The organism is Agarivorans sp. Z349TD_8, assembly GCF_050870825.2.
GTDB lineage: Bacteria > Pseudomonadota > Gammaproteobacteria > Enterobacterales > Celerinatantimonadaceae > Agarivorans.
This window is the reverse complement of the sequence record NZ_CP194037.2, coordinates 2,819,804-2,840,496: the sequence shown is the minus strand read 5'-3', so window position 1 is coordinate 2,840,496 and position 20,693 is coordinate 2,819,804. Positions and strand designations below refer to the sequence as shown.

The following is a 20,693-nucleotide window of genomic DNA, read 5'->3' as shown; positions in this document are numbered from 1 at the left end:
TTGCGCGAATAGCTATATGGCAAAGTTTGATTCACAAGCGTTTTTCATTTCTTTTTCTTGGTCTTGGTTAGCCCCAAAATATTGGGGCACTTGGCTGCTCGGCGGACTTATTTTATTGTTTGCCTTCGTCCCCGTTAAGTTACGAGACCGTTGCGCGATTGCCATCGCTAAACGCATTTTTAATTTAAAAGCCCTGAAAAAACGTCGTGCCATCGCTGACACCAATTTAGCGCTTTGTTTTCCTGATATGGACGCGCCAGCGCGCGAACAATTGATGGAAAAAAATGTGCAGATTTTTGCGCAATTGATTTTAGGTTTTGGTGAAATGAGCGTTCGCTCAAAGGCATATTTGCAAAATCGTATCGAGGTCGATGGCGAAGAACATATTCAAGCCTTGTTGGCGAATAATGAGCGCTTCATTGTTTTGTTACCGCATACTTACCCGGTAGATTTTTTAGGGACCTATTTTTGTACCCGCGGTCATCAGATGTGCACCATGTTTAAAAAAACGGGTGATCCCATTGTTGACTGGGTGATGACCAAACAACGGACTCGTTTTGGCGGCGTAATTTTTGAACGTGATGCCGGAATTAAAACCTTAATTAAAGCGGTACGTGCTGGTTACGGCTGTATTTACCTCCCCGATGAAGACTTTGGTCCAGACGCCAGCCTGATGACGCCATTATTTGCGACCCAAAAAGCTACGCTACCTGTACTTGGTAAAATGGCTAAGTTAAGTGGTGCTAAAGTGATACCGATTTATGCTGGTTATGATAGTGAACGACATAAGGTGAAACTTTACATTCACCCACCCATGCAAGATTATCCCAGCGCTGACGTGGCCGATGATACTTTACGGATGAATCAAGAAGTCGAAAAACTCATTCAACGCTCGCCAGAACAATATATGTGGAGCTTAAAGTTACTTCGTACTGTGGAAGGTAGTGATCAACCCAGGTATTAACCGTCGCGACTTTGTAGGGCTTGGCTTTTATAACGTCTTACCAGTACTACAAAGTCTTGCGCCTCACGGTCTAAAATACTCTGGTCGACTAATAGATCGTAGCCGGTTAATTCTCTGAGTTTTTTCATGCGATTGGCAAACATGCCAGTTAATCCAGTGTAAATCTTACCACTCGCCGATTTGTAGTAGTCATCTTCAATTAGATGCTCACTCACCTGGCTGTCTTGGCAATGGGCGCAGCTGCGTCGTAAAGACGCAAGTAGCGCGCTACGTTGTTCGGTGAGTAGGTGGGCGGCGAGGCGAGGCGATAAGGTATCCAGTAGATAGTCAGGGTCGGTTAGTCGCAATCCCACATAATTCATCTCTTGCCAATTGAGCCCATCGTGCAGTCGAGGGATATCGATCCGTTGTAACTTTCCCCAGGGAAGGCTCCATCCCCCGTAACGATGGTGAAATTGTAGGTGGTCGTAACATAATACCACTGAATACACGGGTTGAAATAGCTTCGCGAGACCCACTCGAATGCCCAAATAGGCAAGAAAAAACAACATAGATGCGATTAAGGAAACCAGCACGGCTGGTACATAAAGAGTGCCTATTGCCGCAAATACCAATAACGAACCCAATAAAATTAGCGCCTTAGCATTATGGCCTAACTTACTTTTTATTAAGATCGATTTAGGCATTCAAGTCACCAAATGAACAATTGTGTTTGTTTATATACGGACCGAACTTAAGCGCGGTTCATTGCAATAGGCTTCTTTAATAGGGCTCCAGTTGAGGCTAAGATTTTGCGGCTTGTTTCGCGTTAAAAATTGCCAGTTGTTCCTCGGTAGCCGGTTGTTGATGATGCTCTTTCCATTGAGCATAAGGCATGCCGTAGACTTTTTCTTGAGCGCTGGAATAATCGAGAGTCACGCCTTGTTCCTCGGCCGCCGCAACCATCCACTTGGCTAAGCAGTTGCGACAGAAATCGGCAAGATTCATTAACTCAATATTTTGAACTTCTTTATGCTGATCGAGATGAGTCAGTAGCTGACGAAAGGTGGCTGCTTCAATAGCTTGTTGTTTATCCATGATGTTATCCAAAAAATAAAAGTTAACAAAGTGTAAACGCAGTAGAGCAGTGAAGCAACGCTGCTCTACTTAGAAGAGGGCTTAGCCTTTCGTGAGAAGGTTATTTAGGTTAATAATCGCGGCATTAGCACGAGACACATAATTTGCCATGACCAGCGAATGGTTTGCCACTAAACCAAAACCGGTACCGTTTAGCACCATTGGGCTCCATACTGACTCTTGTGTTGCTTCTAACTCGCGAACGATTTGGCGAACCGCAACGGTGGCATTTTTCTTCTCCAATACACCTTTAAAATCGATTTCTACCGCTTGGAAAAAATGTAGTAAGGCCCAAGCTTCACCGCGCGCCTCGTAAAATACATCGTCAATTTTCCACCAAGAAGTTTTGACTCGAGACTCTGAGGGCGCAAACGTAGACTGAGTGGCACCTTCGTCGCCAGCGAGGCTGGTATTGATCCGCTCTCTACCCACTGACGCTGAGAGTTTTTGTGACATGCCGCCTAAACGAGACTGCACTTCGTTCAACCAATTCACCAGATTATCTGCTCTTGCATAGAACTGAGCGTTTGGATCTTTTGGGTCTGCGAGTTGGCTACGATATTTGAGCAAGGCATTAATCGCACCTTGGTACTCACCTTCGGCACTGGGAAACTGCCAGCTAGTATGATCGATATTAAACTTTGGTTGGGCGATTTTTAGTTGAGGGTGTTCTTCTGACTGAGCCTGAGAGCGGCTAAAATCTTTACGCATGATCAGTGACAAATCGCGGATCTGGTTTAAAGCGCCAAGTTCCCAACTGGGCATATTATCCATGAAAACACTCGGTGGCATCTTGTCGTTGCTAAGGTAGCCACCCGACTTATTTAATAAGGTTTCAGCGACAAATATCAAAGCGGTTGATGTCGCATAGCCCGTCACAACTTGTTCATTGTTTGCCAGTGCTTGCTCTTTCATGTAGCTATTTAGGTCGATACGGTCGGGCTCACTACTCCAAATTACCGCAAAAACATAATTGATGATGACTATCACCAGAAAAATACCGATAACCTTGCGGCCAGTGAGTTGAAACATAGAGACATCCTCAAGCTGATTTAATGTTCTCAGCATAGTCAAGTCGTGAATTTAATCAATAGCTTAAAATAAAACTATGGTCTGCATTAGCGCGACTCATGCAGCATCAATGGCTAGCCTGTCCGTAACTAGCCTACTGTAAATGTATTTAGCGACTAGGTATAGGCTTGTGCCATTTTTGATGACTTTTTGATTTGACCGACTCACCGATTATCGGTTTATATATCGACATTTATATTTACACGGATGTTGTTGATGAAAGGTGTAAATATTGGCGTTTTCTTCTCAGAGCAGTATTTTAAATAAACTGATTACAAGGGGTCTGGTATTGCTTGTTGTGCTGCCTAATACGACTCCTGCGATGGCTCAGTCTCAAGCGATTGAAGTCATAAACCAGCCCTGGTCGGCGGTTTATCTCGATTACTTGCAGGTTTCCGAACCGATGTTGGGGGTGACGCTGTCATTGAATCATTATGACCGAGCTTATCCCAATTGGGGCTACTACTTTGGGTATGCTAAGTCGAAACAACAATCATTGCTTGTGAGTGAACCAGCAGAGGCGCAGCAAGACTCAACAATGCTGAGGCTGGGCTTGAGTTATAGTCTAAGCCACGATTTTAGTATCTATGGCGGTGGAGCCATGCTGGAAAGAAGTATTCACTATACCAGTGGTATTACGCCGATGTGTCGCGATTGTCAGCCGACTTGGCAAACTGATATCGAAAAAAAATGGGGCGCAGAGTTAGGCTTGCGCTACGCGCCAAGCCGTCATTTGATTTTTAGCCTTGGCTACAACGCAATAAGTGAAGGCGGCGTATTTGGCATCGGTTATCGAGGATAGTAAGTCGAGCAATGTGTCCATGGGTTTAAGCGCGCTAGCGATGTGTTGAAAGAGGCTCACTGTGACTCTTATGCGACCGTTTGAGAGCGTTTTTTACAGTTAAAATTGTATTTTTTGTTTGCCTAATCAGCAATGGATGTAGATTTTCAATGCGAGGGCATGGCTTTGTTCTAAGCTGCCCTTGCTTAAAAGCAGCGATCAGTGTCGCTTTTCCTCTCTAATTTTTTGTAAACGCTTTTAGTCCGGCGATGGTTTATTGATCTATTCCAAACTTATTGCAGTTAATCAAAAAATAATGATTAAAAAACAAAGAACACATATATAGTGAACTCATTCGGTGAACGCGTTCACTTTTGTTTTTTAACTCGAGGAACTTTCTCATGAAAGAACATCACAAGATCCTGTTTGAACCCTTTAAAATTGGTAATTTAGAAATAAAAAATCGATTTGTTATGGCGCCGATGGGGCCGGGAGGCTTATGTAGCGCAGATGGTTCGTTTAATGAGAGAGGCGTTGAATATTACGTAGAACGGGCTCGTGGCGGTACTGGCTTGCTTATTACCGGTGTAACCATGGTTGAAAATGAAATAGAAAAATGCGCTTTACCTTCCATGCCTTGTCCCACCTTAAACCCGCTTAATTTTGTCAAAACCGCGAAGATGATGACTGAGCGGATCCATGCTTATGGGTCGAAAATATTTCTACAGTTATCGGCGGGTTTCGGTCGTGTGAGTATTCCATCGATCGTTGGAAATACGGCGGTAGGGCCATCACCCATTCCACATCGTTGGTTGCCCGAGGTAACGTGTCGGGAGTTAAGCATAGAAGAAATTCATCGCTATGTTGGTAAATTTGCTGAGTCGGCGGCAATAGCCAAAAAAGCCGGATTCGATGGTATTGAAATTCACGCGGTCCATGAAGGTTATCTACTCGATCAGTTCGCGATATCATTTTTTAACCAAAGGACTGATCAATACGGTGGTAGTTTGCAGAACCGACTTCGTTTTGCGATTGAAATTGTTCAAGCGATTAAGGCGGAGTGTGGGGCAGATTATCCGGTGTCACTGCGTTATAGCATCAAAAGTTTTATTAAGGATTGGTGTAAGGGCGGTTTACCCAATGAAGAATTTGTTGAAAAAGGTCGAGATATTCAAGAAGGGATCGAAGCGGCTAAAATTTTAGAAGCCGCTGGTTATGATGCTTTTAACGGAGATGTTGGCTCTTATGATTCTTGGTATTGGGCACATCCACCAATGTACCAAGAGAAGGGTTTATACCTGCCTTATAATCAAATTTTGAAAGAAGTACTTCAGGTGCCGGTGATTACGGCAGGGCGAATGGAAAACCCTGATTTGGCAAGCCAAGCCATTCGTGAACGGCAAACTGATTTTATTGCCTTAGGGCGTCCTTTGCTAGCCGATTCAGAGATACCCAACAAAATTAGAGCCGATAAATTCAATAAGGTGCGCCCTTGTCTTTCTTGCCAAGAAGGATGTATGGGTCGATTGGCCAGCTATGCGGTTATCTCCTGCGCGGTAAATCCGGCCTGTGGCCGAGAGTTAGACTATGCGATCACGAACAGCGATCAGCAAAAAAGTGTGTTGGTGGTTGGCGGCGGCCCTGCGGGCTGCGAAGCGGCCCGGGTTGCAGCTCTTCGCGGCCATCGGGTTAAGCTTTACGAAAAAGCATCGCGTTTGGGCGGGAACTTAATTCCGGGCGGGGTACCAGATTTTAAAGAAGATGATCATGATTTGGCAAACTGGTATCAAGCTGAGCTGCAAGATCTCAAAGTAGATGTGCATTTAAATAGTCCATTAAGTAAGGCGATGATTATTGAACAAAATGCGGATGTTGTGATTTTTGCAACCGGTTCAACACCTAGAACATTTGCAATTGATGCTGCAACCAATGTGTATTCGGCTGAAGATGTATTACTTGGTCATCAAGATCCGGGGCAATCGACGTTGATTATTGGCGGCGGTCTAGTTGGTTGTGAGACGGCTTTATGGTTGGCCGATCAAGGGAAGCAGGTTTCATTGGTGGAAATGCAAGGCGATATACTCACCATTGGAGGGCCATTATGTCATGCGAACGAAGACATGTTACGGGACTTAGTGGCTTATAAGAATATCGAATTACTGACCAATTGCGTGGTTTCCGGGGCTACTGAGCAAGGCTTTGTATTGAAGAATTCCGATGGTGAAGAAACTGTTCTGGCTGCGGATTCGGCGATTTTGGCGGTTGGTTATAATTCTCAACGTAATCTTTACGAGTCCTTGCGAAATGAGCTGCCGCAAAGCTACTTGCTGGGGGATGCAAAGCAGGTACAAAATATTATGTATGCGATCTGGGATGCTTATGAAGTAGCAAGGAACATATAGCGGCTATGTTACTTTTTGAGCCACCTTTATAAGCAAAATAAAGGTGGCCAATTTGTCGCATTTTAAGCAGCAATCGACTTTAATAAGCGCTGCATATAAATGTTCATTTCAGCTGATAAGTCCAGATGACCATCATGAAGGCACCAGTTGTAAATGAGTCCGCGTGCCGAAATGAAAAGATACTCTGTTAATCTTTCAGCGCTTGTCGTTTCGTCAATCTGATGGTTTTTTTGTCCTTGTTGGATGATCAAGGTCAGAAACTTTTGCATATTGCGGCCTTTCATAATGAAGAGCTTATTATTGCAGGTATAGAGTTGTTTTACGGTCTGTAAACCGACTTTCAGATGGTATTGAGCGTAGGTTTCAAAGTACTCAAGAATAGCCTCTTTGGTGGTGCTAGTCGTCTTCTGAACGGTATACTTTTCTTCGAAAAAAACATCCGCTTGATCATACATTTCGACAAAAATATCGGTTTTGGTGGCGAAATGCTTATAAAAGGAGCCTACCGAGACCCCTGCACTCGAACAAATATGACTGATGGTAATGTCTTCGATATTCGAGTCATTCATTAAAGCTAAGGCACTGTTATAGAGTTTTTTCTTGGTGATAAGGCTTTTTTGCTGTCTTGAGGTTAATTTTTTATCCATCTACTTCCCAATCTATTTGAACCAGTTATCAAGCCATTGTTGTGTGCCGCTCAGTGTAATACGAGCCCTTATGGATACAAGAGGTATTTTTTATTCTACGCCCAATTGCCCTAGTTCAAGTTGCAAGTGATTAGGGGCTTGTTATCAATTAAGCTGCAAACGAGCAATTGCTGCTCGGTGATTAGTGCATAACTGGCCTGCCAATCTTGGCGCGGCATGGAAACAGAACCTGGGTTAAGCACAAAATGAGAGCCTTCTTGGCTCGCTTGTGGAATATGGCTATGGCCGCTTACGAGTAGGTCGCCTTCAGCCAAAGGCGGCAGCTTGTTTGGTCCGTACTGGTGGCCATGGCAAAGAAACACCTTACGCTTACCGAGTACTAACTGGTTATAGTCGGCTAACAAGGGGAAATCACACAGGGCTTGGTCGACCTCGCTGTCACAATTACCACGTACTGCAATAATACGTTCCGCAATTTTGTTTAAATCTGCTGCTACCGCCAAAGGCGCATAGTGCTCGGGGAGCGGATTACGCGGTCCGTGATTGAGTACATCCCCCAAACAGATAAAATGCGAAGCGCCACTGCGCTCAAAAGCGGCTAGGGTGAGCTGTAAAGCTTGATGGTCGCCATGAATATCGGAACATACAAATAGCATAAATCTTCCTTCCAACCTAAACCTCAATAATATCGTGTTTAGGAAAACAAAATAAGGGCCTTGCTTGACCATAAAACGTCAATGATTTTAGCGCAAATGAGTCTGTTCGGCAGCCATTGACTTATGCTGTACTGCTAAGTGGTAAGAGGTCGCTACTATATCAATTGCCGCAATTTGTCGGCCACAGCACTTGCCAGCACTCGATGCTCAGCGCCGTTCAGGTGAACCCCATCTTGAGGATCAACCATTACCAGTTTTCCTACATCTAAGAATCCACACTCAAGTGATTTGGCCACGACTTGATAATGCTTTGCTAGCTGCTTGGACTTTTCACTCGCACCCCGAAAGTACTTCGCAAAATTACCGTTGTTATTGACCGTGGGTGGCGCTAGCACGAATACATATGGAGCGGCAATCTGCAGGCTTAGGCAATGCGTTCGTAATTCAACAATCATACGCTGCAGATCTGCGGCAACTTGCTCAGCGCTTAGCTCAAAGGCTGGGTATAGGTCATTGGTGCCTAGCATCATCACCAGCCACTGTGGTTGTTGCTGAGAGACTTTCTCTAACAGCGCTTCAATTCCGCGCTGTAAGCCAAATTCAGTGGCATTTCGGTAGCTGGTGCGGCCGGGCTGACCTTCCTCAATTACCTGGAAATTGTCACCGAGTAAGTTGCCTAATACACCTGGCCAGCGCGCGTGAAGGGGGAGGCGTTGACCATTCTTAGGTGAGTAGCCCCAAGTATTGGAGTCGCCGAAGCAAAGGACTTTAATCATTATCATTTTACCAAGCTATTTTTTTACCGTGATGTATAAACCATCTTGCGTGGTTGCTGCATCGGCTAGACAAGGTCTCATCGGCGGAAACTTGGTGATTACTCTAGCCACATGAGCTTGCTAGCATATTGATCTAAATCGACTTTTTGGCATTATGTCGGATAGTTCAGAGATAAAAAAACCTGCTTATGCAGGTTTTTTTAACCTTGGTGATTCAATTTCTTAGCTTTGTTTTCGCACGAACTTTGACTTCAGCATCATGCTGCCGTGGCCATCTACTTTACAGTCGATGTCGTGGTCTGCATCCACAAAGCGCTTAATCACCGCTTTGGTGCCTACTTTTAATACTAAAGAAGAGCCTTTCACTTTTAGATCTTTAATCAAGGTCACTTTGTCGTCTTCAGCCAATAGGTTACCTACCGCGTCTTTTAATACAATGGCATCAGGGTCCACTGTTACTTCGTTTGGGTTCCACTCATGCGCGCACTCTGGGCAAATAAGTAGTGAACCATCTTGGTAAACATAGGCTGATTCACATTTAGGGCAAGGAGGGATATCGCTCATGGTAAGTTCTCTTTAGTCTTCAATTTAGGGTGGCTTTTTGAAACAGTTATACCTAAGCCAAAGTTGGCTTTAGGCGACTAGTAGCCGTATTTTGTGGGGCTATTATAGGGAAAATTGCGTCAGTCAGCTAGTTAAACAGGCCAACCAAGGTATAGTCGTTAATATCTGATCGGTCATATCCCTTTGAGTATTCCAATTACAATGGCTAAGTTGCCTAATTTTGTTGTGGTTAAAAATGGGATTATTACCATAGCAGCAGGCTTAACTGTAACATCATCATTATTGGAGATTGCGATGTTCGCTACATCTGTTGGCTGGGTAGTGGCTAGTGGCTATTGGTATTGGCTTAACCGTGGGTTACTTTGCAGCAGTTACCGGAGATGTGATAGGACGGTCACTAGCAACGGAAGCGTATGACTTGGTATTAGCTTAATCACCTCATAGAATAAACAATCATGATTAATTTAAATTCTCTCGCCTCGATAACAATGTTCTTTATTTTTAAACTGGGAGATAGCGACGAGAGTCTTTAGAAAAATGAGTGTTCGCTATTTGGACCATAAGCTCGTGGAGCAAGGCTGCGGACCAGCAACACGGGATAAAGCTTACGGTGCTCGCATTATCACTTACGCTATAGTGATTGTAAATAAAGAGCTAAAAGCATCCCTTAGTTGATGAGCGGTTAAGCGCCATGCGCGCAGTAAAGATATAAAATTAGCATGGCATTACAATTTTTCATCTCTGGTTTTGTATCTTTCAGCGGCAATTTACTATTTCATCGTGATTAATCAATTGTGGTTCTGGATATAGTCTACTAAGTAGTTGTTATCGCTATTTTTAGAAGATTAAATATTGGGTATTTAACTCGTAAAGTCTGATTTGATGAGCAATCAAGTGAAACAAAAAAGCCTCTTTAATAGAGGCTTCTTAAGGTTAAGTCATAAAAAAGTTACTTATGCCTAGCCTGTAAACAAGCCACGACTTCATCAAAACCGACTTCTTGTTTTTCTAGCAATACCAGCAAGTGATAGAGTAAATCAGAGCTTTCGTTGATCAGTTCTTCGCGATCGTTGGCCATGGCCGCTAGCGCAACTTCTACGCCTTCTTCACCGACTTTTTGGCAAATCCGTTTGGTGCCGCGAGCAAATAGGCTCGCGGTGTAGCTTTGTTCTGGGTCGGCTAACTTCCGTTCGGCCAATACCGCTTGCAGTTGGGCAATAAAGGTAAGCTTCGGCTCGTTGTGACCGTCAAAACAGCTTTGGGTTCCTTTGTGACAGGTGGGGCCAATCGGCTCTACTGCCACCAGTAGAGTGTCTTGGTCACAGTCTAGACTGATGCTTTTTAGCTTAAGTACATTGCCTGAGGTTTCCCCTTTGGTCCACAGTCGCTGTTTGCTGCGACTAAAGAAAGTGACCTGTTTGCTTTCAAGGGTTTTTGCTAGCGCATCTGAATTCATATAGCCGAGCATCAAAACTTGACCACTGTGGTCGTTTTGTACCACGGCAGGGATCAAGCCTTCAACTTTGTCCCAATCGATTTGTTGGTTTAACTGTTCAAATTGGCTCATAGTCGAATTGCCACCTGTTGTTGTTTGAGATATTGCTTGAGTTCGCCAATATCAATAATGCTTTTATGAAATACGCTGGCGGCGAGTGCGCCATCGACGTCGGAAATTTTAAAGGCGTCTTTAAAATGCTGCATTTCGCCGGCTCCGCCAGAGGCGATTAAGGGTACATGACAAATCTCACGCACTCGGCTGAGTTGTTCTAAATCGTAACCTTGGCGCACCCCATCTTGGTTCATGACATTGAGTACAATTTCGCCAGCGCCACGAGCTTGCACTTCTTTCACCCAATCAAAGGTGTTCCAGGTGGTGGTCACGGTGCGTTTTTCATCGCCAGTAAATTGTTTCACTTGGTATTGTTGGGTTTCTTCGCAGTAGTAAGAATCGATACCGACCACGATGCACTGCACGCCAAATTTGTCGGCCAGTTTAGTAATTAAACTTGGATCGGCTAAAGCAGGGGAGTTAATCGAGATCTTGTCGGCACCGTTTTGCAAGGTGCGGTTGGCGTCTTCGATGGTTTTAATACCGCCGGCGACACAAAAGGGAATGTCGATCACTTCGGCAACACGGCTGACCCAGCTTTTATCCACCACCCGCTGATCAGAGCTGGCGGTAATATCGTAAAACACCAGTTCGTCGGCGCCTTCTTCAGCGTAACGTTTCGCCAGTGGCACGATGTCGCCAATAATTTCGTGGTTTCGAAATTTCACGCCTTTAACCACCATGCCGTCTTTGACGTCTAGGCAGGGAATTATTCGTTTAGCGAGCATTATTGCCTCCTTGCTGCCAACAAGCGATGGCTTGTTTTACGGTAAACTTGCCTTCTAACAGCGCTCGGCCAACAATTACACCAGCAACACCCGTGTCGGTTAAGGCTGCTATGTCATCTAAGTTGCCAATGCCACCAGAACTTTGCCACTGAATATCTGGATACTGAGCACATAACTCGCGGTATAAACTGACGTTTGAACCCTCGAGAGTACCGTCTTTAGAAATGTCGGTACATAAGACGTGTTTCAGGCCCACCGGGGCGTAAATTGCCACTAACTCTTCAATGGTCACGCCGCTGTCTTCTTGCCAGCCCGATACCGCGACCACTTTGTTGCCCTGCGCGTCGATGTTAATGTCTAGTGCTAGCACAATGTGCTCGGCGCCGTATTTTTCCATCCACTGCGCCACAACTTGTGGCTGTTTAACGGCAGTGGAGCCGATCACTACTCGTTCTGCGCCCGCATCGAGTAAGTCTTTTACGTCTTGCTCACTGCGTACACCGCCACCAATCTGAATTTTTGCGGGGGTGTTTTTAAGTAGCTGAGCGATTACGTCGAGTTGGCGAGCGCTGGTATCTTTAGCACCATCTAAGTCGACTAGGTGTAACCAATCAGCGCCTTGGCTGTGGTAGTCCGAAAACTGGGCTTGCGGGTCGTCCCCATAAATGGTTTTTTGCGCGTAATCTCCTTGGAACAAACGCACAATCTTTCCGTCGATGAGATCTAAAGCAGGAATGATCATGTTACATCTCCAAGAAGTTTTTAATTAATTGCGCACCGGCCTGACCGCTGCGCTCTGGGTGAAATTGCACACCGTAAAAGTTGTCTTTGTTTACTGCAGCAGTAAAGGCGTTACCATAATCGCACTGGGCAATGGTGGCATTGTTAACGGGCAAGGCGTAGCTGTGTACAAAGTAGAAGTAACTGCCGGCTTCAATGTCTTTAAACAGCGGATGACCAGATTTAGGCTGAATTTGGTTCCAACCCATGTGTGGCAAGCGTTGGCCTGCGTTAGGCTTCATTAAGCTTACGGTGCCGGGTACCAGGCCTAAACAGGGAACGGGTTCCAGCGCTTCTTTCGCACCGCCTTCAATGGAGAATTCGGCCAGCATTTGCATGCCTAAACAAATCCCTAGAAGTGGCTTTTTCACTTGTTTGACTAAGTCAATCAGCTCTCGATCGGCTAAGTTTTTCATGGCTTCGGTGGCGGTACCTACACCGGGTAGAAACAGCTTGTCTGCGGCAAGAATCACCTGAGGGTCACGGCTGACCGTGACCGGAAATCCCAAGCGTTCTACGGCAAACTTTACCGATGAAAGGTTGGCACATCCGGTATCAATAATTACATTCATTGTTGTTCCTTAACCTATAAGGTGCCTTTGCTACTTGGCAATGCATCACCAGATTTAACAATGGCTTGGCCTAGCGCCCGCCCAAATACTTTAAACAGCGCTTCAACCATGTGATGGGTATTCTTTCCGGTGGTTTCCAGATGCAGAGTACAGGCCATTGCATCACTCAGTGAGCGGAAAAAATGTGGCACCATTTCGGTGGCAAAGTCACCAATCGCGGCACGTGGAAAATCGGCTTTAAATTCCAAATGCGCTCGTCCACTTAAATCTAAGGCGCATTGGGCTAAACACTCATCCATGGGCAACACAAAACCAAAGCGGCCAATTCCCCGCTTGTCGCCTAAGGCGACTTTTAAAGCCTGGCCCAGTGCGATTGCGGTGTCTTCTACGCTGTGATGGTCATCGATGTGATAATCGCCGATGACCTTACAATTGAGCTGGAAGCCGGCGTGGGTGGCGATTTGATCGAGCATGTGGTCGAAAAAACCAAGGCCGGTATCAATTTGGCTGCCACCGGCATTGTCCAGGTCGACGGCAATGCTAATTTGGGTTTCTTTGGTATTGCGCTCAACGCTGGCTTTACGGCCCTGTTGGGTGAGCTGCTTTTCAATAGTGGGCCAGTTTAAGCCGTCCCTTTGATACTGCAGACCGTCCAGCCCCATATTTTCGGCCAGCTGCATATCGGTATGGCGGTCGCCAATCACGTAGGAGTTGGCAAAGTCAATCACGCCGCTTTTCAGGTAGTCTTTGACCAAGCCGAGTTTGGGTTTGCGACAGCTACAGTTGTCGGCGTCAAAGTGCGGACAAACCAGTACTGCATCAAATTGGATCCCCTGCGACTCGAAAATGTCCATCATGTAGTTTTGCGCGAGGTGAAAATCAGCTTCTGGAAAGCTGTCGGTGCCTAGGCCATCCTGATTGGTCACCATGACCAAGCGATAGCCGTTGGCTTGTAACTTGAGTAATACCGGGATCACTTGAGGCTCCAGTTTTACTTTCTCTACGCTATCAACCTGCTTGTCGGTGATGGGTTCGTCGATCATGGTGCCATCGCGGTCGATGAATAAGATTTTTTGTTTTACCTGGCTCACTTAGCTTCGCTCCAATCCTTGAATCGCTTTCAGTGTAATTGACACTTCTTGCTGGTTACCAATACTCATTCGAATACAATTGTCTAAACGCGGTTTGTTGGCAAAGTCTCGCAGTACAATGCCTTGCTCGCCCAGTGCTTTAAAGATGCGGGCAGAGTCGTCAAAACGGATCAAAATGTAGTTGCCAGTGGCAGGGAAAATTTGTTTTACAATCTTCAGTCTGCTTAATTCATCCACGGCTTGACTGCGGATCGTGTTCAAGGATGCTACTCGCTCGCGCATGATTTTTAGCCCATCGGTAGTCAGGGCTTTGGCTGCAATTTCGGCCACTGGGCGGGCGATAGGATAGGGTGCAATCACCTTACTCATCACTTCAATCACTTCTGCATTGGCGAGGGTAAATCCACAACGCAGGCCAGCCAAGGCAAAGGCTTTTGACAAGGTACGGGTAATCACTAAGTTGTCGAAGTCGGTCAGTAAACCCTGCACACTTTGTTCTGCGCAAAACTCAATGTAGGCTTCATCAACCACCACCAGTGCTTTATCGCGTTGTGCCTCTAACACCTTACTGAGTTTGGCGTGGTCTAACATAGAACCGGTCGGATTATTGGGGGCACATAGAAAGATGATTTTGCTGTCTATTGCTGCCAAAGCGCTATAGTCAGGGTTAAAATCACTATCTAATTCGACGGTTTTTACCTCAACCCCGATGGTTTCGGCACTCACTGAATACATGCCATAGGTTGGGCTACAAATGACTACGCTGTCTTGGTTTGGCTCACAAAAGGCCCGGATCAGCACTTCAATGGCTTCATCGGCACCGCGACTGGCCAACACTTGTGATTGCGAAACCCCGGCATAAGCGGCATAGCCGTTAATCAGCGCTGCTGGTTGAAACTCTGGGTAACGATTGAGCTGGTCACCGTCGTAGTTAAAATCACTTACCTCTGGGCTTTCGTTGGCGTTGAGCCAGACTTCACCGCTGCCACCAATGCGACGTGCACTTTGATAGGGAACCAGCGCCTGAATTTTCTTGCGGGCTAATAATGAGACTGACATATTATTGCTCCTCACCTAAACGGATAGTGACGGCGCGGCGGTGGGCATCGAGCCCCTCAGCGTCGGCAATCGGTACGACAGCGGCGCTTAAGTCTTTTAAGCCTTGTTGAGTTAATTCTTGAACAGTGAAGCGCTTCATAAAATCTAAGGTACCTAAGCTTGAATAAGTCCGGGTATAACCGTAGGTTGGCAAGGTGTGATTGGTGCCACTGGCATAGTCACCCACCGATTCTGGCGTCCACTCACCCAAGAAGATGCTGCCGGCATTTTCTAACTGGGGTAATAGCTGGCGAGCTTGCTCGGTCTGTACAATCAGGTGCTCGGGGCCATAAAGATTATTCACTTGAACCGCTTGTTGTAAATCGTCGACCACAATCGCAGTGCTGTGCGATAAGGCTTGATCGGCAATATTAGTTCGACTGAGCAAGCTAAGTTGACGTGTTAACTCTTGATTCACTGCCGCCGCTTGCGCCTCAGCGGTGGTCACAAAAATAACTTGCGAATCGGGCCCGTGCTCTGCTTGTGACAGTAAGTCGGCGGCAACAAAAGCGGGGTTCGCTTGTTCGTCAGCAATCACCAATACTTCCGAGGGGCCAGCGGGCATGTCGATGGCGGCGCCGGCGTGGTCGGTATTTACTTGTTGCTTGGCTTGAGTCACAAAGGCATTGCCGGGGCCAAAAATTTTGTCGACCTTAGCCACGCTCTCGGTGCCATAGGCCATCGCGGCAATCGCTTGTGCGCCGCCAGCTGAATAGATTTCGTCAACACCACACAGTTTGGCGGTGTATAGAATTTCTGGTGCAATCGGCGGCGGTGAGCAGAGCACTACCTTTTTACAACCAGCTATTTGGGCTGGAATGGCCAACATTAATACCGTAGAGGGCAGTGGCGCGGTGCCGCCCGGAACATACAAACCGACTTGAGCAATGGCGGCGTAGTGCATTTCGCAGCGCACCCCTGCTTGGGTTTCCAGACTAAAGCCTTGCGGCTTCTGTGCTTGGTGAAATACTTCGATATTGGCCTTCGCTTGGGCGACGGCGCTTTTAAACTCTGTACTTAAATTATCTCCAGCAGCATCGATTTGTTGCTGGCTCACACGAACTTGCGACAGCGTGGTCTTGTCAAACTTAGTGGCAAGCGCAATTAACGCTTGGTCACCTTGGCGACGCACAGTATTGATCACGTCGCTGACAATCGCGGCAGTATCTTGCGAGCTATTGACCGCTGGCCGCGATAAGACTTGTTGCTGTTGTTCGGTAGTTAAGCGATTCCAAATGACCGTTTGCATGGCTTTTATCTCAACATTTTCTCGATTGGCATGACTAAAATAGAGCTCGCTCCTAAGGCTTTTAACTTCTCCATGGTTTCCCAGAATAAATTCTCGGTACTGACCACATGGAGTGCCACCTTCTCTTCATCGCCGGCTAAGGCTAATACGGTGGGATGCTCGCTGCCTGGCAGTAGGTCAACGATTTGTTCGAGATGGGTCTTCGGTGCATGCAACATGATGTATTTGCTTTCTTTGGCTTCCATGGTGCCTTGCATGCGCAGTAATAGCTTGTCTAATAGTGTTTGGTGTTCGTCACTGAGTTTGTTTTTAGACTTAATTAGTACGGCTTGAGAGCGGTAAATCACTTCGACTTCTTTTAAGCCATTGGCTTCAAGAGTGGCACCAGTTGAGACTAAGTCACAGATGGCATCGGCGAGTCCTGCACGAGTGGCAACTTCAACAGAGCCGGCTAACATACAAGTTGAGAAGGGGACGCCTTGTTGGTCTAAGTAGCGTTTTAAGATCCCAGGGTAGCTGGTAGCGATGCGTTTATTGGCCAGGCATTGTGGGCCAGTGTAGTCAAATTCTTCAGCCACTGCGATGGAGAAACGGCAATCGCCAAAGTCTAAACGTTTTAATACTTCGCAGTCGGTAGGCTCATCTTTAGCACTACGTAGCATGGTTTCTTCTTCAAGTACGTTTTCCCCCACGATGCCAAAATCGACCACGCCATCCATGACTAAGCCCGGAATATCGTCATCACGAACCCGTAACAAGTCGACGGGCATGTTTTCAGAGTGGGCAATCAGGCGTTGTTGACGAAGGTTGATCTTCATCCCGCAGCTTCTTAATAGTGCCTGAGAATCATCGCTTAAGCGTCCGGATTTTTGGATGGCGATGCGTAGTCGTTTTTGCTCTGTCATGTTTATGTCCCTAATTATAAAACTAAAAAACCCCCGGGAGGATTACCTTCCGGGGGTTTACAATATTTTATATTCTACCACCGGAAGCTATTCATAAGCTCCCAGCAGATAACCGCCTGAAGCTTACTCTGGATGATGGTGGTGGTGATGCTTCATTTGGTTAAAAATCATGTTACGTTCCTGTCAACGTTAGTTTGCCTTTGTGGCAAATTCTGCCCATAAAGTTACCAAGCTAGCGCTAAATTGCAACCTTTTTTCCGCAGTTTTTGCTAAACAGTTCAAGTTGTGCAAAAAATAGCCGATAATTAGGTGGAGAGCGTCTATAGGAGAACGATCGTGAGCCAAGATGCGATTTTACCCATTTTGCCAAGGCCGCTGGCGAAGCCTGATGGCCAAAAGCCACCATTGCGTACCACGAAGGTGGAAAAGAAAAGCAAGTTATCGGCCCATAACGACATCCAAGTTCGGCCTAAATCCCAAGCCGAGCCAAGTCAACATAAGAAAAAACCTGACGAGGATGAACAGCATGATATTGATCTGTTTGTTTAGAGACGGCTTAGCTACGAGTGTGATTTTTATTCAGCTCAATTCGACTTACGGCGACCTAGCGTATACGGTTTTATTGGATATTGCTTGCGGCCATGCTCTGTTATCGCGGTGTAAACGTTAAGGGATTTGGGCAGTAAAAATAGTCCGAAGCTGTCTCCTTGACTAACATTTTTGTCTCAAGGTTTGGTCTAGGGTTTGTGGGCTGGTATAGTTGCGGCGACTATTGCCTACCGGAATTTAGATTGAAACAGCACTACTTTGCCAACGACGGACAGCTCTCTCAAGCCATCCCAGGGTTTTCACCTCGTCCCCAACAGCAGCAAATGGCTGAATCTGTTTCTGCAACGATTAAGCAACGCACCAGTCTGTTGGTTGAAGCGGGGACCGGCACTGGTAAAACCTACGCTTATTTAGTTCCGGCGATGGACAGCGGCAAAAAAATAGTCATCAGCACCGGAAGCAAAGCCTTACAAGACCAGCTGTTTAATAAAGACTTACCAAAAATGCAAAAGGCTTTGGCTTACGCTAAATCAGTGGCTTTATTAAAAGGACGTTCCAATTACTTGTGCATTGAACGGCTAAATAGCTTTTCGCACTACAGTAGCGGTCAAGATCGCCAAACCTTGGCCGAGTTAGTGAAAATTAAGCGCTGGGCGCAGGGCAGTGAATCTGGAGATATTGGTGATTTAGGTCCGGTTGCTGAGCGCTCCGATGTATTTCCTCTGATTACCAGCAGCAATGATAATTGTCTTGGCCGTGATTGCCCATCTTATAAAGACTGTTATTTAGTGAAGGCACGAAATCGAGCACTAGAAGCAGATTTAGTGGTGGTGAATCATCATTTGTTTTTTGCCGATATGGTGGTAAAAGAAACCGGATTTGGTGAATTGATCCCTGAAGCCGATGCCTTTATCTTCGATGAAGCACATCAGCTGCCTGATATTGCAGCCAGCTATTTTGGTCAGCATTTTTCCAGTCGGCAGATCTTAGATTTATGCAAAGACATCGAGCTGAGCTATAAAACCGAATTGCGTGACATGGCGCAGTTGTCCAAAGCGGCTAAGAAGTTGGAACAACGCATTCGAGAGTGCCGACTAGCCTTCGAAGGCTTGCGTGATAGAGGCGAGTGGCGTCCATTGGCTAAACAAAGCCGCTTTGCTGAAATGATGCGTCATTTGCATGAAGACATGGATTTTGTTTATCAAGTGTTAAAGTTAGCGCTGTCTCGTTGTGAGCTTGCGGATAGTTGCTTTGAGCGTTTAGCGAGAATGCGTTTGTTATTTGAGAAGGTGATGGACGTCGATAAAACGGGCTATAGCTATTGGTACGAAACGTCTCGCTTACATTTTACCTTAAACATTACCCCGCTCAATATTGCTGAACGTTTTATGAATGAAGTTAAACAACGCGAAGCGGCCTGGATCTTTACCTCTGCAACGCTGGCTGTTGATGGTAACTTTGAGCATTTTCAAACTCAAATGGGCTTGAGCGATGCAGAGAGTATGTTATTGGATAGCCCCTTTGATTATCAGAAGCAGGCCTTATTATGTGTGCCTCGTTATCTTCCCGAAACCAAACAACATAATTCAGAACAGCTAATGTTAGATCAATTAGCGCCAGTGATAGAAGCCAATCAAGGCCGATGTTTCTTCTTGTGTACCAGTCATCGGATGATCCAAAAGGTTGCGACGGAGCTACGTCAGCGTACCGAATTATTGGTATTGGTGCAGGGCGAGGCTGGTAAACAAGAGTTGCTTAGCCAATTTGTCACCGATGGCCACGCGGTGTTGGTTGCCACTAGCACTTTCTGGGAAGGGGTTGACGTTCCAGGCAAGGCACTGTCTTGTGTCATTATCGATAAACTACCGTTTGCAGCTCCCGATGATCCTTTATTGAAAGCGAAAAGTGAGGATTGTCGTTTACGTGGCGGAGATCCTTTTCGTCAGGTATATTTGCCGCAAGCCGTGATAAGCCTTAAACAAGGCGTGGGGCGATTGATACGTACCCAAGCGGATCATGGCGTGGTGATTATCTGCGATAATCGCTTGGTAAACCGTGATTATGGTGCCTTGTTTATTAGCAGCCTACCGGCTATGCCCCGAACCAGAGAACTGTCAAAAGTTTTAGAATTTGTAAAAAATAACGCTGAGGAAACATGACAGCAAATATACTCGCTTTAGATACATCGACTGAAAATTGTTCCGTCGCCTTGCAATGGCAGGGACAAATTTATAGTCAGCAAGAATACAGCCCTCGAGATCACACACAAAAGATTTTGCCTTTTGTCGAGCAAATATTAGCAGCGGCTGGCGCGAGCCTGAAACAGCTTGATGCTATTGCCTTTGGTCGTGGTCCAGGCAGTTTTACGGGAGTACGCATTGGTGCCGCTACGGCGCAGGGCTTAGCCTTTGGTGCCGATAAGCCGATGATCGCGGTCTCCACTTTACAGGCGATGGCGCAAGCCGCTTATCAGCAACATCAGTCTCAAACTTGTTATGCTGCTATTGATGCGCGTATGGGGGAAATTTATTGGGGCCAATACCAACTCAGCGATGGTTTAATGGTGTTAGCAGGAGAAGAGCAGGTGATTAAGCCTGAGTTAATGACGTCGAGCGATACACCGGGAGCCGCTGTTGGAACCGGCTGGCAAACTTATCAAACTTTATTATCGGGTCAATTTTCTGGCGCAGAGCGACTCGATTCAGTACTTTACCCTTCGGCACGAGATATGCTTGTATATGCGCAGTGGGCATTTGCCAATCGCTGCCTTGTGAGTGCAGAGAAAGCCGAACCGGTTTATCTTCGCGATAAAGTCACTTGGCAGAAGCTTCCCGGTAGAGTTTAAACAAAAGGACGATGAGCGTGAAAATACAGGGCCTTGGCCAGCCCATACCGCAGCAATCGAAAACTCAGCAACGAGTCGCGGGCACCGAACTCAGTGTGGCAACGAAAGCCACTAAAGGCGTGGTACCTTGGGCGGGAATGGATGAACAAAGCGTTGAAAAACTACGTTATGAGCATGCTCAAGGCAGTGCTGATCACGCTGTGTCTCATTATCAGGATGTCGCGAATCAACTCAAACGTCAGCAAGTGAATGAGATGTTTGGCATCGATTTGTTCGCTTAGCCTAGTACA

Annotated in this window: 22 protein-coding genes and 1 other annotated feature; of the genes, 7 read left to right on the top strand and 15 right to left on the bottom strand. The window is 46.3% G+C overall.

Features of this window, described 5'->3' with window-relative positions; genetic code table 11:
• The first annotated feature begins 16 nt into the window (after positions 1–16).
• Positions 17–964, top strand: coding sequence for a lauroyl-Kdo(2)-lipid IV(A) myristoyltransferase (lpxM, locus tag ACRRS1_RS12805; protein WP_432459548.1), 948 nt, complete (start codon positions 17–19; stop codon positions 962–964).
• On the opposite strand, the gene ACRRS1_RS12800 is transcribed toward lpxM, so the two are convergent.
• From ACRRS1_RS12800 to ACRRS1_RS12790, 3 genes are all read right to left on the bottom strand, one after another.
• A complete protein-coding gene (locus tag ACRRS1_RS12800) occupies positions 961–1,650 on the bottom strand; it encodes a DUF2982 domain-containing protein (RefSeq protein WP_432452786.1) in 690 nt (229 codons plus the stop codon). The two genes, lpxM and ACRRS1_RS12800, sit on opposite strands and share 4 nt — an antisense overlap.
• 97 nt (positions 1,651–1,747) lie before the next feature.
• Complete coding sequence (locus ACRRS1_RS12795) at positions 1,748–2,041, bottom strand: DUF1244 domain-containing protein (protein WP_432452787.1); 294 nt, start codon at positions 2,039–2,041, stop codon at positions 1,748–1,750.
• A gap of 81 nt (positions 2,042–2,122) precedes the next feature.
• On the bottom strand, positions 2,123–3,112 hold the full coding sequence (locus ACRRS1_RS12790) for a DUF2333 family protein (protein ID WP_432452788.1): 990 nt from the start codon (positions 3,110–3,112) through the stop codon (positions 2,123–2,125).
• Between the two features lie 271 nt (positions 3,113–3,383).
• On the opposite strand from ACRRS1_RS12790, the gene ACRRS1_RS12785 reads away from it, so the two are divergent.
• Together ACRRS1_RS12785 and ACRRS1_RS12780 are read left to right on the top strand one after the other, a co-directional pair.
• Positions 3,384–3,953, top strand: coding sequence for a TonB-dependent receptor (locus ACRRS1_RS12785; RefSeq protein ID WP_432452789.1), 570 nt, complete (start codon positions 3,384–3,386; stop codon positions 3,951–3,953).
• A 380-nt stretch (positions 3,954–4,333) separates the two neighbouring features.
• A complete protein-coding gene (locus tag ACRRS1_RS12780; RefSeq protein WP_432452790.1) occupies positions 4,334–6,334 on the top strand; it encodes an oxidoreductase in 2,001 nt (666 codons plus the stop codon).
• A 62-nt stretch (positions 6,335–6,396) separates the two neighbouring features.
• On the opposite strand, the gene ACRRS1_RS12775 is transcribed toward ACRRS1_RS12780, so the two are convergent.
• The 12 genes from ACRRS1_RS12775 to hisG all read right to left on the bottom strand — a co-directional run bounded on the left by ACRRS1_RS12775 (position 6,397) and on the right by hisG (position 17,009).
• On the bottom strand, positions 6,397–6,981 hold the full coding sequence (locus ACRRS1_RS12775) for a TetR/AcrR family transcriptional regulator (RefSeq protein WP_432467671.1): 585 nt from the start codon (positions 6,979–6,981) through the stop codon (positions 6,397–6,399).
• Positions 6,982–7,091: 110 nt separating this feature from the next.
• Positions 7,092–7,637: a phosphodiesterase gene (gene yfcE, locus ACRRS1_RS12770; protein WP_432452792.1), complete on the bottom strand. Its 546-nt coding sequence runs from the start codon at positions 7,635–7,637 to the stop codon at positions 7,092–7,094.
• Between the two features lie 155 nt (positions 7,638–7,792).
• Entirely contained in the window at positions 7,793–8,413 is a 621-nt protein-coding gene (locus ACRRS1_RS12765; RefSeq protein ID WP_432467672.1) for a GDSL-type esterase/lipase family protein, read from the bottom strand.
• A 222-nt stretch (positions 8,414–8,635) separates the two neighbouring features.
• Complete coding sequence (locus ACRRS1_RS12760; protein ID WP_432463350.1) at positions 8,636–8,977, bottom strand: zinc ribbon domain-containing protein YjdM; 342 nt, start codon at positions 8,975–8,977, stop codon at positions 8,636–8,638.
• Positions 8,978–9,926: 949 nt separating this feature from the next.
• The gene (gene hisIE, locus ACRRS1_RS12755; RefSeq protein WP_432467673.1) at positions 9,927–10,544 is read right to left on the bottom strand and encodes a bifunctional phosphoribosyl-AMP cyclohydrolase/phosphoribosyl-ATP diphosphatase HisIE; all 618 of its coding nucleotides are present in this window, start codon (positions 10,542–10,544) and stop codon (positions 9,927–9,929) included.
• On the bottom strand, positions 10,541–11,314 hold the full coding sequence (hisF, locus tag ACRRS1_RS12750; protein ID WP_432452796.1) for an imidazole glycerol phosphate synthase subunit HisF: 774 nt from the start codon (positions 11,312–11,314) through the stop codon (positions 10,541–10,543). The genes hisIE and hisF overlap by 4 nt, the downstream gene beginning before the upstream one ends.
• Entirely contained in the window at positions 11,304–12,056 is a 753-nt protein-coding gene (gene hisA, locus ACRRS1_RS12745; RefSeq protein WP_432452797.1) for a 1-(5-phosphoribosyl)-5-[(5-phosphoribosylamino)methylideneamino]imidazole-4-carboxamide isomerase, read from the bottom strand. Before hisA ends, hisF begins: the two co-directional genes overlap by 11 nt.
• A 1-nt stretch (position 12,057) precedes the next feature.
• Positions 12,058–12,666, bottom strand: a complete 609-nt coding sequence (gene hisH, locus ACRRS1_RS12740; protein WP_432467675.1) for an imidazole glycerol phosphate synthase subunit HisH — start codon at positions 12,664–12,666, stop codon at positions 12,058–12,060.
• Between the two features lie 14 nt (positions 12,667–12,680).
• Positions 12,681–13,709: a bifunctional histidinol-phosphatase/imidazoleglycerol-phosphate dehydratase HisB gene (hisB, locus tag ACRRS1_RS12735; RefSeq protein WP_432468980.1), complete on the bottom strand. Its 1,029-nt coding sequence runs from the start codon at positions 13,707–13,709 to the stop codon at positions 12,681–12,683.
• Positions 13,710–13,757: 48 nt separating this feature from the next.
• Complete coding sequence (gene hisC, locus ACRRS1_RS12730; RefSeq protein WP_432467677.1) at positions 13,758–14,816, bottom strand: histidinol-phosphate transaminase; 1,059 nt, start codon at positions 14,814–14,816, stop codon at positions 13,758–13,760.
• A gap of 1 nt (position 14,817) precedes the next feature.
• Positions 14,818–16,104, bottom strand: a complete 1,287-nt coding sequence (hisD, locus tag ACRRS1_RS12725) for a histidinol dehydrogenase (RefSeq protein ID WP_432467679.1) — start codon at positions 16,102–16,104, stop codon at positions 14,818–14,820.
• A 5-nt stretch (positions 16,105–16,109) separates the two neighbouring features.
• Complete coding sequence (gene hisG, locus ACRRS1_RS12720) at positions 16,110–17,009, bottom strand: ATP phosphoribosyltransferase (RefSeq protein WP_432452801.1); 900 nt, start codon at positions 17,007–17,009, stop codon at positions 16,110–16,112.
• A gap of 21 nt (positions 17,010–17,030) precedes the next feature.
• Positions 17,031–17,157, bottom strand: a sequence feature (His leader region).
• A 188-nt stretch (positions 17,158–17,345) separates the two neighbouring features.
• Here hisG and ACRRS1_RS12715 point away from each other — a divergent pair.
• The 4 genes from ACRRS1_RS12715 (at position 17,346) to ACRRS1_RS12700 (ending at position 20,684) form a co-directional block, all read left to right on the top strand.
• Complete coding sequence (locus tag ACRRS1_RS12715; RefSeq protein ID WP_432467680.1) at positions 17,346–17,558, top strand: hypothetical protein; 213 nt, start codon at positions 17,346–17,348, stop codon at positions 17,556–17,558.
• A gap of 242 nt (positions 17,559–17,800) precedes the next feature.
• Positions 17,801–19,717 (top strand): ATP-dependent DNA helicase, encoded by a 1,917-nt coding sequence (locus tag ACRRS1_RS12710; protein ID WP_432467681.1) that lies wholly within the window; start codon positions 17,801–17,803, stop codon positions 19,715–19,717.
• Positions 19,714–20,403 (top strand): tRNA (adenosine(37)-N6)-threonylcarbamoyltransferase complex dimerization subunit type 1 TsaB, encoded by a 690-nt coding sequence (tsaB, locus tag ACRRS1_RS12705; RefSeq protein ID WP_432467682.1) that lies wholly within the window; start codon positions 19,714–19,716, stop codon positions 20,401–20,403. The genes ACRRS1_RS12710 and tsaB overlap by 4 nt, the downstream gene beginning before the upstream one ends.
• A 17-nt stretch (positions 20,404–20,420) precedes the next feature.
• Positions 20,421–20,684, top strand: a complete 264-nt coding sequence (locus ACRRS1_RS12700; RefSeq protein WP_432452805.1) for a hypothetical protein — start codon at positions 20,421–20,423, stop codon at positions 20,682–20,684.
• Positions 20,685–20,693: the final 9 nt, after the last annotated feature.